The sequence below is a fragment of the Pseudomonas sihuiensis genome (assembly GCF_900106015.1).
Taxonomy (GTDB): Bacteria; Pseudomonadota; Gammaproteobacteria; order Pseudomonadales; family Pseudomonadaceae; genus Aquipseudomonas; species Aquipseudomonas sihuiensis.
In genome coordinates this window covers 3,241,118-3,254,398 of sequence record NZ_LT629797.1, presented here as the reverse complement: position 1 = coordinate 3,254,398, position 13,281 = coordinate 3,241,118, and the positions used below count along the sequence as shown (strand labels likewise).

Genomic DNA, 13,281 nt, shown 5'->3' with positions numbered 1-13,281 from the left:
TATGTTCACCGGCATAATCGAAGCCATCGGCAGTATCCGCGCCATGACGCCCAAGGGCGGCGACGTGCGCGTCTACGTGGCCACCGGCAAGCTCGATCTGGGTGACGTCAAACTCGGCGATAGCATCGCCGTCAACGGCGTGTGCCTGACCGCTGTGGAACTGCCTGGCGACGGCTTCTGGGCCGACGTCAGCCGCGAGACGCTGGCGCGCACCGCCTTCGTCGATCTCAAGCCCGGCAGCGCGGTGAACCTGGAAAAGGCCCTGACGCCCACCAGTCGCCTCGGCGGGCACCTGGTCAGTGGCCACGTCGACGGCGTTGGCGAGATCGTCTCGCGCGCCGATAACGCCCGCGCCGTGCAGTTCAAGGTGCGCGCCCCGCGTGAGTTGGCCAGGTACATCGCACACAAGGGCTCGATCACCGTCGACGGCACCAGCCTGACCGTCAACGCGGTCGATGGCGCCGAGTTCGAGCTGACCATCGTGCCGCACACCCTGGCCGAGACCATCATGGTCGACTACCAGGCCGGGCGTAAGGTCAACCTCGAGGTCGACCTGCTGGCGCGTTACCTGGAGCGCCTGCTGCTCGGCGACAAGGCCGCCGAACCCAAGGCCTCGGGCCTGACCGAAAGCTTTCTCGCCGAACACGGCTACCTGAAGAATTGAGGAGACGCCCCGATGGCGCTCAACACCGCTGAAGAACTGATCGAAGACATCCGCGCCGGCAAGATGGTCATCCTCATGGATGACGAGGACCGTGAGAACGAAGGCGACATCATCATCGCCTCCGAATGCGTCACCGCCGAGCACATCAACTTCATGGCCCGCTTCGCCCGTGGCCTGATCTGCATGCCGATGACCCGTGAGCGCTGCGAACTGCTCAAGCTGCCGCTGATGGCGCCGCGCAACGGCTCCGGCTTCGGCACCAAGTTCACCGTCTCCATCGAGGCGGCCGAGGGCGTGACCACCGGCATCTCCGCCGCCGACCGCGCGCGCACCGTACAGGCTGCCGTGGCACGCAACGCCGTGGCCGAGGACATCGTCAGTCCGGGCCATATTTTCCCGTTGATGGCTCAGCCCGGCGGCGTATTGGCGCGTGCTGGTCACACCGAAGCGGCCTGCGACCTGGCGCGCATGGGCGGTTTCGAACCGAGCGGGGTGATCTGCGAGATCATGAACGACGACGGCACCATGGCGCGTCGCCCGGAGCTGGAGAAGTTCGCCGAAGAGCACGGCCTGAAGATCGGCACCATCGCCGACCTGATCCACTACCGCCTGATCCACGAGCGTACCGTCGAGCGCATTAGCGAGCAGCCGCTGGACACTGAGCTGGGTCAGTTCAATCTGGTCACCTACCGTGACGGCGTCGAGGACACCGCGCACATGGCGCTGACCCTGGGCACCATCTGCGCCGAAGAGCCGACCCTGGTGCGCGTGCACAACATGGACCCGCTGCGCGACCTGTTCATGGTCAACCAGCCGGGGCGCTGGAGCATGCGCGCTGCCATGGCGGAAGTGGCCAAGGCCGGCAGCGGCGTGGTGCTGCTGCTGGGCAACCCGCTGACCGGGCCGGAGCTGCTGGCGCTGATCAGCCGCCAGCAGCCGGCCAACCCTGCGACCTACAGCACCGTGGGTGCCGGCTCGCAGATTCTGCGCGACCTCGGCGTACGCAAGATGCGCCTGATGAGCTCGCCGATGAAGTTCAACGCGATATCCGGCTTCGACCTCGAGGTTGTAGAATACCTGCCTTCTAAATAAGAAGCGGCTCGACAGAGCCGCATCTGATGACCCTCTCCCTCCGGGAGAGGGTGCCCGGAGGGCGGGAGAGGGTGTTATGGCCAACGCCTAACCCTCTCCCCCGACCCCTCTCCCGCAAGCGGGAGAGGGGAGCTAAAGCACGTAGCCCGGATGAAATCCGGGAAGATCGGCACACTGGCCCCGGATTGCATCCGGGCTACGCTGACAAACGAATTTTATTTTCGGAGCGCTCAGTGCTCCGGCTCTTTAACCCATGTGAGACCCGTCATGACCCTGAAGACCATCGAAGGTACCTTCATCGCCCCGAAGGGCAAATACGCCCTGGTGGTAGGCCGTTTCAACAGTTTCGTCGTCGAGAGCCTGGTCAGCGGCGCTATCGACGCCCTGGTTCGCCACGGCGTGAGCGAGAGCGACATCACCATCATCCGTGCGCCGGGTGCTTTCGAGATTCCGCTGGTTACCCAGAAGGTTGCTCAGCGTGGCGAGTACGCGGCGATCATCGCCCTGGGCGCGGTCATCCGTGGCGGCACCCCGCACTTCGAATACGTGGCAGGCGAGTGCACCAAGGGCCTGGCCCAGGTCTCCATGGAATATGGCGTACCGGTCGCCTTCGGCGTGCTGACTGTCGACTCCATCGAGCAAGCCATCGAACGTTCCGGCACCAAGGCAGGTAACAAGGGTGCCGAAGCTGCGCTGTCTGCCCTGGAAATGGTCAGCCTGCTGGCGCAGTTGGAGGCCAAGTGAGCAACTCCGGTAACGGCCAGCCGGCCAAGAAGGGCCCCAGCGGCAAGATCCTCGCGCGCCGCGAAGCCCGTACCCTGGCCATGCAGGCCCTGTACTCCTGGCATATCGCCGGGCAGCCGCTGAACGAGATCGAAGCGCAGTTTCGCGTCGACAACGATTTCAGCAAGGTCGATGGTGCCTACTTCCACGAGATCCTGCACGGCGTGCCGCGGCAGAAGACCGAGCTGGACGAGACCTTCACGCCCCTGCTCGATCGCCCGCTGGAAGAGATCGATCCGGTCGAGCTGGCCATCCTGCGCCTGTCCACCTACGAGCTGAAGAACCGCGTCGACGTCCCCTACAAGGTGGTGATCAACGAAGGTATCGAGCTGGCCAAGGTGTTCGGTGCCACCGACGGACACAAGTTCGTCAACGGCATTCTCGACAAGCTCGCGCCCAAGCTGCGTGCCGCCGAAGTCAACGCCAACAAGCGGTGAATGAGTTCGAGCTGATCCGTCGCTATTTCGCCGCCGCCCGTTGCGCTCAGGGCGGCGACGGTGTGGTTCTCGGTATTGGTGATGACTGCGCGCTGCTGGCGTTGCCCGCCGGTGAACAGCTGGCGGTTTCCACCGACACCTTGGTCGCCGGGGTGCATTTCCCTGAATCCTGCGATGCCTTTCTTCTCGGTCAGCGTGCGCTGGCTGTTTCCGCCAGTGATCTGGCCGCCATGGGCGCTACGCCGCTGGCCTTTACCCTCGCCCTGACCCTGCCGAGCGCCAATGAAGCCTGGCTGGCCGAGTTCGCTCGTGGCCTGCAAACGATGGCGCAGAACTGTTCATTGGCGCTGGTCGGTGGCGACACCACGCGTGGTCCGCTGAGCCTGACGCTCACCGTGTTCGGCCGAGTGCCGAGCGGGCAGGCGCTGCTGCGTAGCGGCGCGCAGGTGGGTGATCTGCTCTGCGTCGGCGGCGAGCTGGGCGATGCCGCGGGCGCGCTGCCGCTGGTGCTGGGGCAGCGCGAGGCGGCGGCGGACATCAGCGAAGCATTGCTGGCGCGCTACTGGTCGCCGCAACCGCAATTGGCTTTGGGGCAAGCGCTGCGTGGCCGCGCCACGGCCGCGCTGGATATTTCCGACGGCCTGTTGGCCGACTGCGGGCATATCGCCAAGGCTTCACAGGTCGCCCTTAAGATCGAACTGGAGCAAGTGCCGCTGTCTGCAGCGCTGCGCGCCTTCGCCGGCGAGCAGCAGGCACGGCTCTGCGCGCTCGGTGGTGGCGACGACTACCGACTGGCCTTTACCCTACCGCCAGCCCTGCTCGCCGATCTGCAGGCCGATTGGCCCGAAATACGGGTGATTGGCCGTGTGCAGGCCGGTACTGGGGTAGAGTTGCTGGACGCCGCCGGCCAGCCCATCGAGCCGCCGCGTGGCGGTTACCAACATTTCTGACAGGACGGAGTACGCGTGACCGATCACCCCAACCAGGTTCCCGCCGAATACGTACCGCCCTCGGTGTGGCGCAATCCCTGGCACTTCATCGCCTTCGGCTTCGGCTCCGGCACCCTGCCCAAGGCGCCCGGCACCTGGGGCTCGCTGGTGGCGCTGCCCTTCGTGCCGCTGTGGCAGATGTTGCCGGACTGGGGCTACTGGCTGATGCTCGGGGTGACCATGCTGTTCGGCTTCTGGCTGTGCGGCAAGGTCGCCGATGATCTGCGCGTGCACGATCACGAAGGCATCGTCTGGGACGAAATGGTCGGCATGTGGATTACCCTGTGGCTGGTACCCGAGGGGTGGGTCTGGTTGCTGCTAGGCTTTCTCATGTTTCGCCTGTTCGACATCGTCAAACCTTGGCCGATTCGCTGGATCGACCGCCACGTACATGGTGGCGTCGGCATCATGCTCGATGATGTCATCGCCGGGGTCTTTGCCTGGTTGGCGATGCAGGGATTGGTCTGGGGCTGGGCCAACTATGGAGCCGGGCTAGGTTTCTAAGGAGTGGACATGCGCATGAGGCAAGTCTGGCTGGGGATGCTGCTGATACTCTCTGCCTTGTCTGGTGCTCAGGCTCAGAGCGAGCTGCCAGGTGAAATACGTCTGGCCAGTGAGATCTGGGAAGCCTATACCGAAGCCGATGGTACCGGTCTGGGCTGGGACCTCATGCGCGAGGTGTTCGAGCCGGCAGGCGTCCGTCTGGATATTCACAGCGTGCCATACACCCGTTCTGTCGGGTTGATGCAGCGTGGCGAAGCCGATGCCTGTGTCGGTTCCTATCGTGACGAGGTCGAGGGGCCGGTGTTCTACCCCAAGCACCACTATGACCGTGATCAGATCGTCGCACTTGGCCTCAAGGACAAACCGGTGCCGACCCTCGACAGCCTGGGCAAGTACCGGCTGGTCTGGGGGCGAGGCTACGGTTACGAGGAATATCTGCCGAATGTGCGCGACTACCGGGAAGTACAGCGGCGCGACGGTATCCTCGGCATGCTCGAGCTGGGCCACGCGGATTTCTATATCGATGCCCGTCCTGAGGTCGACTACATAATGGGCCGGGCCGCCAAGCCGCAGCAATACCGGGTGACGAATCTGACGCAATTGCCGCTCTATCTCGGCTTTGCTGATACGCCACGCGGCCATACCCTGGCCAAGCTCTTCGATCAGCGTATGACGCAGCTGATCGCCAGTGGTGAGCTGCGGCCAATCTTCGAGCGCTGGCAGCAACCCTATCCCTTCGACTGAGCCGGGAGGCCTTCACACATGCAGCTTCGTCACTGTCTCGCCGCGCTGGCGCTGCTATGTGCGAGTTCTCCCTGGGCGGCCTCTCAGGTCCAGGTGGTTGGCCTGTTTCCCGGTGCGGCGGTGCTCAATGTCGATGGCCAGCGCAAGCTGGTGCGGGTCGGCCAGAGCGGTCCGGGCGGGGTAGAGGTAGTCAGCGTCGACAAGCAGGGCGCGGTGCTGCGTGTCGAGGGAGTCGAGCGCGCCTATCCACTGAGTCGTGAATACAGTGCCGGTTTTGCCGAGCCGGTAAGGAAGCGCCTGAGCATCGCCAAGGGCATTGGCGGACATTACTGGGTGGCCGGTTCGGTCAACGGCCAGACGGTGCAGTTTCTGGTGGATACCGGCGCCACCTCGGTGGCGCTCAACGACGCCCATGCCCGACGCCTGGGTATCGATTATCGAGTCAGTGGGCGGCCGTTACAGGTCAACACCGCCAGCGGCGTGGCGCGTGGCTGGCGAGTGATGCTCGACCGGGTCAAGGTCGGTGATCTCGAGGTGCTCGGCGTCGAAGCTGTGGTGCTCGAAGGTGGCGCGCCGCATGAGGCGCTGCTGGGCATGAGCTTCCTCGGGCGGGTTGGCTGGCGCGAGGAGCAGGGGATGCTAGTGCTGGAGTCGAAGCACTGATGACAGAGCCTGCTTTCTGTAGGAGCGAACTCTGCTCGCGAACATGGGCAGCACAGAAGCTTCGCGAGCAGCGTGTAGGGCGTACTCGCGAAGCAGTACGCCGTTGGAGCTGGAGTTCCGCTGGTACGTCGTGGTGCCGAACTGGGCATGGCCCGGCGGACTGTTCGCTTCGCTCCTGAGTCCGCCCTACGCTCTGCAAGCCTGAAGCTGGTGGTACAATCCCTGCCTTTCTGCCTGATTGGAGTTGTTCCGGTGTCCGTCGTGTTCGTCGCCGCCTCCCAACTGCCCACGCCCTTCGGTGTGTTCACCATGCACGGTTTTCTCGATGAGGCTACCGGCAAGGAACATGTCGCCCTGACTTTCGGCAACGTCGCCGACGGTGCACCGGTGCTGGGGCGTCTGCACTCCGAATGCCTGACCGGCGACGCGCTGTTCAGCCTGCGTTGCGACTGTGGTGCCCAACTGCAGGCTGCGCTGCAGGCCATCGCCAACGAAGGTCGCGGCGTGCTGCTGTATCTGCGTCAGGAGGGCCGGGGCATTGGTCTGCTGAACAAGATCCGCGCCTATGAGCTGCAGGACGGTGGCGCCGATACCGTGGAAGCCAACGAGCGCCTGGGTTTCGGTGCTGACCAGCGTGACTACGCCATCTGCCTGCCGATGCTCGAGCATCTGGGCATCGACAGCCTCAAGCTGATGACCAATAACCCGCGCAAGGTCAAGGCGCTGGGCGACATGGGCATCGCCGTGGATCACCGTGTGCCGTTGCAGATTGCACACAACCCCTACAACAAGCGCTACCTCGCCACCAAGGCCGGCAAACTCGGTCATATGCTGGGCAACCAGCATCAGGGTGAGACCGAGGAGCGCCTGTGACCCGAGGCCAGGTAAAGCGGCGTCTTGCGCTGGCCTGGTGGCGTCAACTGGGCGTGGCGCTGGCGCCCTTGTTCATGTTCAACCTGCTGTTCGGCGGTGGCGGGCACACGGTCATGAGCATGCCGATGTTCATTGCCGGCCTGGCTTCGATGTTCGTCAGCCTGCCGTTGTTCTCCGCTTACAAACGCGCCCTGATCGCGACCGAAAAGGCTCTCGACAGCGACGATGAGCCGGCCGCCTGGCTGGAGTTGGATCGTGTGCGTCTGCGCGCCCTGCTTGGCGCTGCGCTGCCTGCGTGGATCGCCGCGTTGGCAGTCCTTGCTGGCCTCGAGGCGATCCCGTTGGTACTGCTGGCGCTGTCGTCCATCGTGCTACACAGCCTCTACCGCATACCTCGCCAGTTGGGTTGATGCGCACGCTGCTGCTCGCGCTTTGCCTGCTGGCGTTGCCGCTGACAGCCGCCGAGCGGGTGATCAGCCTGGCCCCATCGCTCAGTGAAATCATGCTCGATCTGGATGCCGCCGACCTGCTGGTCGGCGTGCTCGAAGGTGATGAGCGTCCCGCCGCGCTGGCGCATCTCCCCACAGTCGGTCGTTATGGCCAGCTGGAATTCGAGCGCCTGTTGCAGCTGGCGCCGGATCTGATCCTCATCGCGCCTGGCAGTGTGCCGCCGGCGCAACAAGCGCAGTTGCAGCGTTTCGGCATTGACCTGCTGATCGTCGAGCCGCAGCGCCTCGAGCAGCTCGGCGATGCCTTCGAGCGGATTGGTGAGCGAGTGGGCCGGATGGAGCAGGGCGAGCGGCTGGCGGCCGAGTTTCGCGCCGAGCTGCACGCGCTGCGCCAGCGCTACCAGCGGGAGCAGCCCCTGACGGTGTTCTATCAGATCTGGTACCAGCCGCTTTACACCATCGGTGGCGAACAACTGATCGGCGATGCCCTGCAGGTGTGTGGCGCGCGCAATCTGTTCGAGGACCTGCCGCAGCCGGCGCCGCAGATCAGCGTCGAGGCGGTACTGGCGCGTGATCCCGATGTGATTCTCGGTGGCAGCAATGCCGAGCTGAGCGCCTGGCAGGCCTGGCCGCAGTTGCATGCGGTGCGCCTGGAGCAGGTCTGGGCAGTGCCGGACAAGGGCCTTGAACGGCCCAGCCGGCAGATGCTGGGTGCCATCGAGCAGTTATGTGAGCGGATGGCGGGTGCGCGGTAGCCCTTCAGGCGGTACGCACGGCGCACCCTACAGCGGTGGTAGGGTGCGCCGTGCGCACCAAGGTCAGAGGTGTGGCGTCCAGGTGACGGCGAACAGCACGGTACGCCCGGCGCTGTTATAGCCGAAACGGCCATTGGGTGTGCTGTAAGTCGTTTCTGCGTAATCCTTGTCCAGCAGGTTATCCAGCTTTAGGCTCAGGCCAAGCTCTGGCATGGCCTGCCAGGCAGCGCGGAAGCTGAGCAGGCCATAACCGCTCATCTCGATCTCGTTGTCGGCGTCGTCGTAGCGACCACTGACTGCACGCCAGCCAGCGCCGAGTGAGACATCGCCAAAGCGGCGGTCGAGGTCCAAGCTCAGCGTGCGTTTGGCCCGGCGCAGCAGGGTATGGCCGCTATCGCGGTCACGCGGGTCGATCAGGGCCAGCGCGAGATTGCCTTGCCAGCCGAACAACTCCTGCTGCACGGCGGCTTCGAAGCCATTGATCCGGGCTGTCTGGACGTTCTGTGGAATGAAGTTCTCGTCCAGGACGATGGCGTCCTCGATATCAGTTCGATACACGGAAGCCTGCAACGATCCTGTTTCGCTGTAACGGCTGCGCCATTGCAGCTCATAGTTTTTCGATTTTTCCGGTTTCAGGTTCGGATTTGCACTTTCTGAGCAGCCAAAGGTGGGGTCACAGTAAGGCGGATAATAGAGGTCATTGAAAGTTGGCGCTCTGAGACCTTCGCTGTACGACAGGATCAGGTCGTTGGCACTGTTCAGGGGCAGGGTCAGCGCCGCGTTCCAGGTGTTCTCGCTGCCGAACTGCTGGTTATCGTCGTGGCGCAGTCCCAGCTCGGTCGAGAATGTATCGCCGCTGTAGCGGTGTTGGACGAAAGCTGCGCGGTTCCAGCGTGAATCCTCCGCGAAGTCTGCGCTGCTGTGCAGGCGATCCTCGTACCAGTCGGCGCCAGCCAGAATTTGCTGGTGGTCGGTGAGGGTCAGGGTATTTACCCAGCTCGCCGAGTCGCGATAGGTGGTGTAGGTAAAGAATGAATCGATTGACGCCAGCGGCGAGTCATCACCCGTGTCGCGCTGGTCTTTACTGTGACCCATTTCCAGGCGGCTGCTCCAGCGCTCGTTAAGGCGGCCGTCGATGAACCCGGAAAGGCTGCTGAGCTGAAAGTCCGTAGTTGGCTGCATTCCTGTGAAGTCATACTCCACCTGACCGCGTTGATCGAGCGCACTGAAACCAACTTGCAGGTCGTCAGTGAGGCGGTGCGAGAGATTCAGGCTGAGCGAGCGGTTGCGGTAGGCGTCATCGTCGCCATTGGCGCCGAAAGCGTCTCGGGTGGCGTCGATGCCGGCTGTCTCGTCCAGGGCCGCTCCCAGGTGAAAGCGTGTGCGCTCGTTGCCGCCGGAGAGGCCGAGACTGCGCTGGTAAGTGCTATCGCTGCCAGCCGCCAGACGCGCGTAAGGCTTGAGGCCTTGGCCATGGCCTTGGCGGGTGAAGATCTGAATCACCCCGCCAATGGCGTCGGAGCCATACAGCGCCGAACGCGCGCCACGCACCACTTCGATACGCTCGATCTGCTCGGGGGCGAGAAACTCCAGGCTGCTGGTGCCGCTTGAGGCTGCCGCGATACGTTGGCCGTCGACCAGGACCAGGGTCTGCGCCGTGCTGGTGCCGCGCAGGAACACGCCCGTCTGGCTGCCGGCACCACCAGTGCGGACGACGCTGAGGCCGGGCACGCGCTCCAGTAGCTCGGTAACGCTGCTGACCTGCAGGCGCTCGATGTCGTCCCGCTCGAACACCGTGGTGGCAGCGGTAGCCTGTGCTTGCGGTTCGGCCAGGCGTCCGGAGGTGACGACCAGCGGCTCGGCCACGTAGGGCTCGGCGGCCAGCGAGAGACCTGGCATGACGGCGATGGCCAGAGCCAGACGAGACAGTTTCATTATCTTTCCTCAACGGTCGGCAGACGGTCAAGGAGGGCAGGTGCAAGCGCAGGCAGGGCAGCGCTTGACCGTGCTGCCCTCCGCAACACCAGTCGCACCGCCTGGGCCGGTCTCCGGGCTCTCGACCCGCGTCCGCCTTCCCAGGCAGGGCCCAGTGGCTGTTGAACGCGGCGCACGCTCAGAGCGTGCAGTCGATTACCGTTGCGGGGGCAGCGCCGGGATTGCTCATGACGAGCGCACCGGCTTCCCGTTTAACGCCGCTTGCGCAGCGCACCCTGGCGGAACATGAATGGCGCGCACCTTAGTGCGCGCGCATATGAATCACAAGCAAGCGCCGCTCATATAGCGATGAGCGGGCTTCATGCTCAGGCCTGCAGCAAACTCAGACGCTCACGTACCGCGCGTTCGATCCCTGCTTCGTCGAGGCCGCACTCGGCGAGCATCTGGCTCGGCTTGGCGTGCTCGACGTAGTAGTCCGGCAGGCCCAGGTGCAGCATCGGCAGCTGGATGTTCTCGGCGGCGAAGAATTCGCTGACCGCGCTACCGGCGCCGCCCATGATGCTGTTTTCTTCGATGGTCACCAGCAGCTCGTGGCTGCCTGCCAGTTCGCGCAGCAGGGCTTCGTCCAGCGGTTTGACGAAGCGCATGTCGACCACCGTGGCGTCCAGCGTTTCACCGACGCGCAGGGCTTCGGCCAGTTGCACGCCGAAGGCCAGCAGGGCGACGCCCTTGCCTTGGCGGCGCACCACTGCCTTGCCGATCTCCAGCGGCTCCAGGCCGGCATCGAGCGGCGCGTTGGGGCCGGTGCCGCGCGGATAGCGCACCGCCGCCGGGCCGTCGAACAGGTGGCCGGTGGTGAGCATGCGGCGCAGCTCGTTCTCGTCGCTCGGCGTCATCACCAGCATGCCGGGGATGCAGCGCAGGTAGGACAGGTCGAAGCTGCCCGCGTGAGTCGGGCCGTCTTCGCCAACCAGGCCGGCGCGGTCGATGGCGAACAGCACGTCGAGGTGCTGCACGGCGACGTCGTGGATCAACTGGTCATAGGCGCGCTGAAGGAAGGTGGAGTAGATCGCCACCACCGGCTTGGCACCTTCGCAGGCCATGCCAGCGGCCAGGGTCACGGCGTGCTGCTCGGCAATGGCGACGTCGAAGTAGCGCTCGGGGAAGCGCTCGCTGAAATCCACTAGGTCGGAGCCTTCCTTCATCGCCGGGGTGATGCCGACCAGGCGGTTATCGGCTGCGGCCATGTCGCACAGCCACTGACCGAACACGTTGGAGTATTTCGGGCCGCTTGGCCGCTTCGGGCTAGAGAGCGGCGCGGCGACCGGGGTCACCGGTTCCAGCTTGGTGATGGCGTGGTAGCCGATGGGATCGGCCTCGGCCGGGGCGAAGCCCTTGCCCTTCTTGGTCACCACATGCAGGAACTGCGGGCCGTCGAGGTCGCGCATATTGCGTAATGTAGCCAGCAGGGTCGGCAGGTCGTGGCCGTCGATGGGGCCGACGTAGTTCCAGCCCAGTTCCTCGAACAGGGTGCCGGGTACCAGCATGCCCTTGGCGTGTTCCTCGACCTTGCGCGCGATTTCCCAGGCGCCGGGCAGGCGCGAGAGGATCTTCTTGCTGCCCTCGCGCATGCTGGCGTAGGTGCGGCTGGAGATGATCTTGGCCAGGTAGTTGGACAGGCCGCCGACATTCTTGGAGATCGACATGTCGTTGTCGTTGAGGATCACCAGCATGTTGGCGCCGACGTCGGTGGCGTGGTTGAGCGCTTCGAAGGCCATGCCGGCGGTCAGTGCGCCGTCACCGATCACTGCCACGCTCTTGCGCTTCTCGCCCTTCAGGCGGGCGGCGATGGCCATGCCAAGGGCCGCGCTGATGCTGGTGCTGGAGTGGCCGACGCCGAAGGTGTCGTACTCGCTCTCGCTGCGCCGCGGGAAGGCGGCCAGGCCGTCTTTCTGGCGCAGCGTGCCCATGCGCTCGCGCCGGCCGGTGAGGATCTTGTGCGGGTAGGCCTGATGGCCGACGTCCCACACCAGGCGGTCATCGGGGGTGTCGAAGACGTAGTGCAGGGCGATGGTCAGCTCGATCACGCCGAGCCCGGCACCGAAGTGCCCGCCGCTCTGGCCAACGCTGTAGAGCAGGTATTGGCGCAGTTCGTCAGCGAGGGTTTCCAGGTCCGCTTCGGCCAGGCGGCGCAGTTCGTCGGGCGTGTTGGCGCTGTCGAGCAGCGGCGTCAACGGGCGCTCGCGGGGGATCTCGTGGAAAGTGGTCGGCATCAGGCGAATCGTTATAGGTGTAAAAGATGCGGCAGTTTACCTGATGCCGGGAAAACAGCCCAATCTGCTGACCACATCGGCGTTACCGGTAGTTTCGTGCGAGAAAATCCAGCAGCAGGGCGTTGACCCGCTCGCCGCATTCGGCCTGCAGCCAATGGCCGGCGCCGGGCAGGTCATGGCGTTCCAGGTGCGGCACCTTGTCGCCCATGCGTTTCAGCGTCGGCGCCTCGAAGCGGCCCACCGGATCATGCTCGCCGAGCAGGAATAGCGTTGGCTGCTCCACCTGAAGCTCGGCCAGGGCCTCGGTGCGTTGCCAGTTGCGCTCGAAGTTGCGGTACCAGTTCAGCGCGCCGCGAAAGCCGTGGCGCTCGAAGGTGCGCAGGTAGTGGGCGAACATCGCCTCGTTGCACCAGGGCGGCAGTGGCAGGTCATCCGGCATGCCATCGAACAGTCGCGCATCGGCTGGTTTGTCCGTTGCCAGCAGGGCATCGCCGAGGCCGCCGAGCAGCAGGCGCAGGCTGCGGCCGATGTCTTCGTCCAGCTCGGCCTCGGCCACGCCCGGTTGCTGGAAATACAGGATGTAGTGGAAACGCCCGGCGTAGGCCTCGCGCATCATCTCGATGGCCGGGCGTTTCGGCCGGCCGCCGAAGGGCACCGACAGTGCGCCGAGCGCCTTGACCCGCTGCGGCTCCAGCAGTGCCAGGTGCCAGGCCACCGGCGCGCCCCAGTCGTGGCCGACCACCGCCACCTCACGCTGGCCGAGCATATCCATCGCCGCCTGGATATCGCCGCACAGGGTGAGCAGGTCATAGGCCGTCGGATCAGCCGGCGCGCTGCTGGCGCCGTAGCCACGCATTTCCGGGGCGAACACGCGATAGCCAGCGGCGGCCAGAGCCTCGATCTGCGGATTCCAGGCGTACCAGCACTCGGGAAAACCATGCAGCAGCCACACCGGCTTGCCGTGCTTGGGGCCGGCGCTGTACAGGCTGAGTTCAATGCCGTTGACGGCGAGCAGGCGGTGATCGAGGTGCATGGATAATTCCCTGGCTATGCCTGAGTTAAATGTTGGGGGGTAAAGGGCCGTAGGGTGGGCCGGGCGGCGCTCCGCTTCAGCCCATCG

General features: G+C 64.8%; 14 protein-coding genes and 1 riboswitch. Of the genes, 11 read left to right on the top strand and 3 right to left on the bottom strand.

Annotation, left to right across the window (positions count from 1 at the left end):
* The first annotated feature begins 1 nt into the window (after position 1).
* The 11 genes from BLT86_RS15375 (at position 2) to BLT86_RS15325 (ending at position 7,953) form a co-directional block, all read left to right on the top strand.
* Positions 2–664 (top strand): riboflavin synthase, encoded by a 663-nt coding sequence (locus tag BLT86_RS15375; RefSeq protein ID WP_092377914.1) that lies wholly within the window; start codon positions 2–4, stop codon positions 662–664.
* A gap of 12 nt (positions 665–676) precedes the next feature.
* Complete coding sequence (gene ribBA, locus BLT86_RS15370) at positions 677–1,756, top strand: bifunctional 3,4-dihydroxy-2-butanone-4-phosphate synthase/GTP cyclohydrolase II (protein WP_092377911.1); 1,080 nt, start codon at positions 677–679, stop codon at positions 1,754–1,756.
* A gap of 267 nt (positions 1,757–2,023) precedes the next feature.
* Positions 2,024–2,500, top strand: a complete 477-nt coding sequence (ribH, locus tag BLT86_RS15365) for a 6,7-dimethyl-8-ribityllumazine synthase (protein WP_012019761.1) — start codon at positions 2,024–2,026, stop codon at positions 2,498–2,500.
* Positions 2,497–2,976, top strand: coding sequence for a transcription antitermination factor NusB (nusB, locus tag BLT86_RS15360; protein ID WP_017675580.1), 480 nt, complete (start codon positions 2,497–2,499; stop codon positions 2,974–2,976). Before ribH ends, nusB begins: the two co-directional genes overlap by 4 nt.
* On the top strand, positions 2,973–3,926 hold the full coding sequence (gene thiL, locus BLT86_RS15355) for a thiamine-phosphate kinase (RefSeq protein WP_092377908.1): 954 nt from the start codon (positions 2,973–2,975) through the stop codon (positions 3,924–3,926). The genes nusB and thiL overlap by 4 nt, the downstream gene beginning before the upstream one ends.
* A 15-nt stretch (positions 3,927–3,941) precedes the next feature.
* A complete protein-coding gene (locus BLT86_RS15350) occupies positions 3,942–4,469 on the top strand; it encodes a phosphatidylglycerophosphatase A family protein (RefSeq protein ID WP_017675578.1) in 528 nt (175 codons plus the stop codon).
* A gap of 9 nt (positions 4,470–4,478) precedes the next feature.
* Positions 4,479–5,213, top strand: a complete 735-nt coding sequence (locus tag BLT86_RS15345; RefSeq protein WP_092377905.1) for a substrate-binding periplasmic protein — start codon at positions 4,479–4,481, stop codon at positions 5,211–5,213.
* A gap of 18 nt (positions 5,214–5,231) precedes the next feature.
* Positions 5,232–5,876, top strand: coding sequence for a retropepsin-like aspartic protease family protein (locus BLT86_RS15340; protein WP_092377902.1), 645 nt, complete (start codon positions 5,232–5,234; stop codon positions 5,874–5,876).
* A gap of 252 nt (positions 5,877–6,128) precedes the next feature.
* Positions 6,129–6,749: a GTP cyclohydrolase II gene (gene ribA, locus BLT86_RS15335; protein WP_090337661.1), complete on the top strand. Its 621-nt coding sequence runs from the start codon at positions 6,129–6,131 to the stop codon at positions 6,747–6,749.
* A complete protein-coding gene (locus BLT86_RS15330) occupies positions 6,746–7,159 on the top strand; it encodes an MFS transporter (protein WP_092377900.1) in 414 nt (137 codons plus the stop codon). Before ribA ends, BLT86_RS15330 begins: the two co-directional genes overlap by 4 nt.
* Complete coding sequence (locus BLT86_RS15325) at positions 7,159–7,953, top strand: cobalamin-binding protein (protein ID WP_092377898.1); 795 nt, start codon at positions 7,159–7,161, stop codon at positions 7,951–7,953. Before BLT86_RS15330 ends, BLT86_RS15325 begins: the two co-directional genes overlap by 1 nt.
* A gap of 63 nt (positions 7,954–8,016) precedes the next feature.
* Here the strand turns inward: BLT86_RS15325 and BLT86_RS15320 are convergent, their stop codons facing one another.
* The 3 genes from BLT86_RS15320 to BLT86_RS15310 form a co-directional block, all read right to left on the bottom strand.
* The gene (locus BLT86_RS15320) at positions 8,017–9,888 is read right to left on the bottom strand and encodes a TonB-dependent receptor domain-containing protein (protein ID WP_092377896.1); all 1,872 of its coding nucleotides are present in this window, start codon (positions 9,886–9,888) and stop codon (positions 8,017–8,019) included.
* 87 nt (positions 9,889–9,975) lie between these two features.
* Positions 9,976–10,181, bottom strand: a riboswitch (cobalamin riboswitch).
* A gap of 72 nt (positions 10,182–10,253) precedes the next feature.
* Positions 10,254–12,161 carry a 1-deoxy-D-xylulose-5-phosphate synthase gene (gene dxs, locus BLT86_RS15315; RefSeq protein WP_092377893.1) on the bottom strand — a complete coding sequence of 636 codons (1,908 nt, stop codon included), beginning with the start codon at positions 12,159–12,161 and terminating at the stop codon, positions 10,254–10,256.
* Between the two features lie 82 nt (positions 12,162–12,243).
* Positions 12,244–13,194, bottom strand: coding sequence for an alpha/beta fold hydrolase (locus tag BLT86_RS15310; RefSeq protein WP_092377890.1), 951 nt, complete (start codon positions 13,192–13,194; stop codon positions 12,244–12,246).
* Positions 13,195–13,281 lie beyond the last annotated feature (87 nt).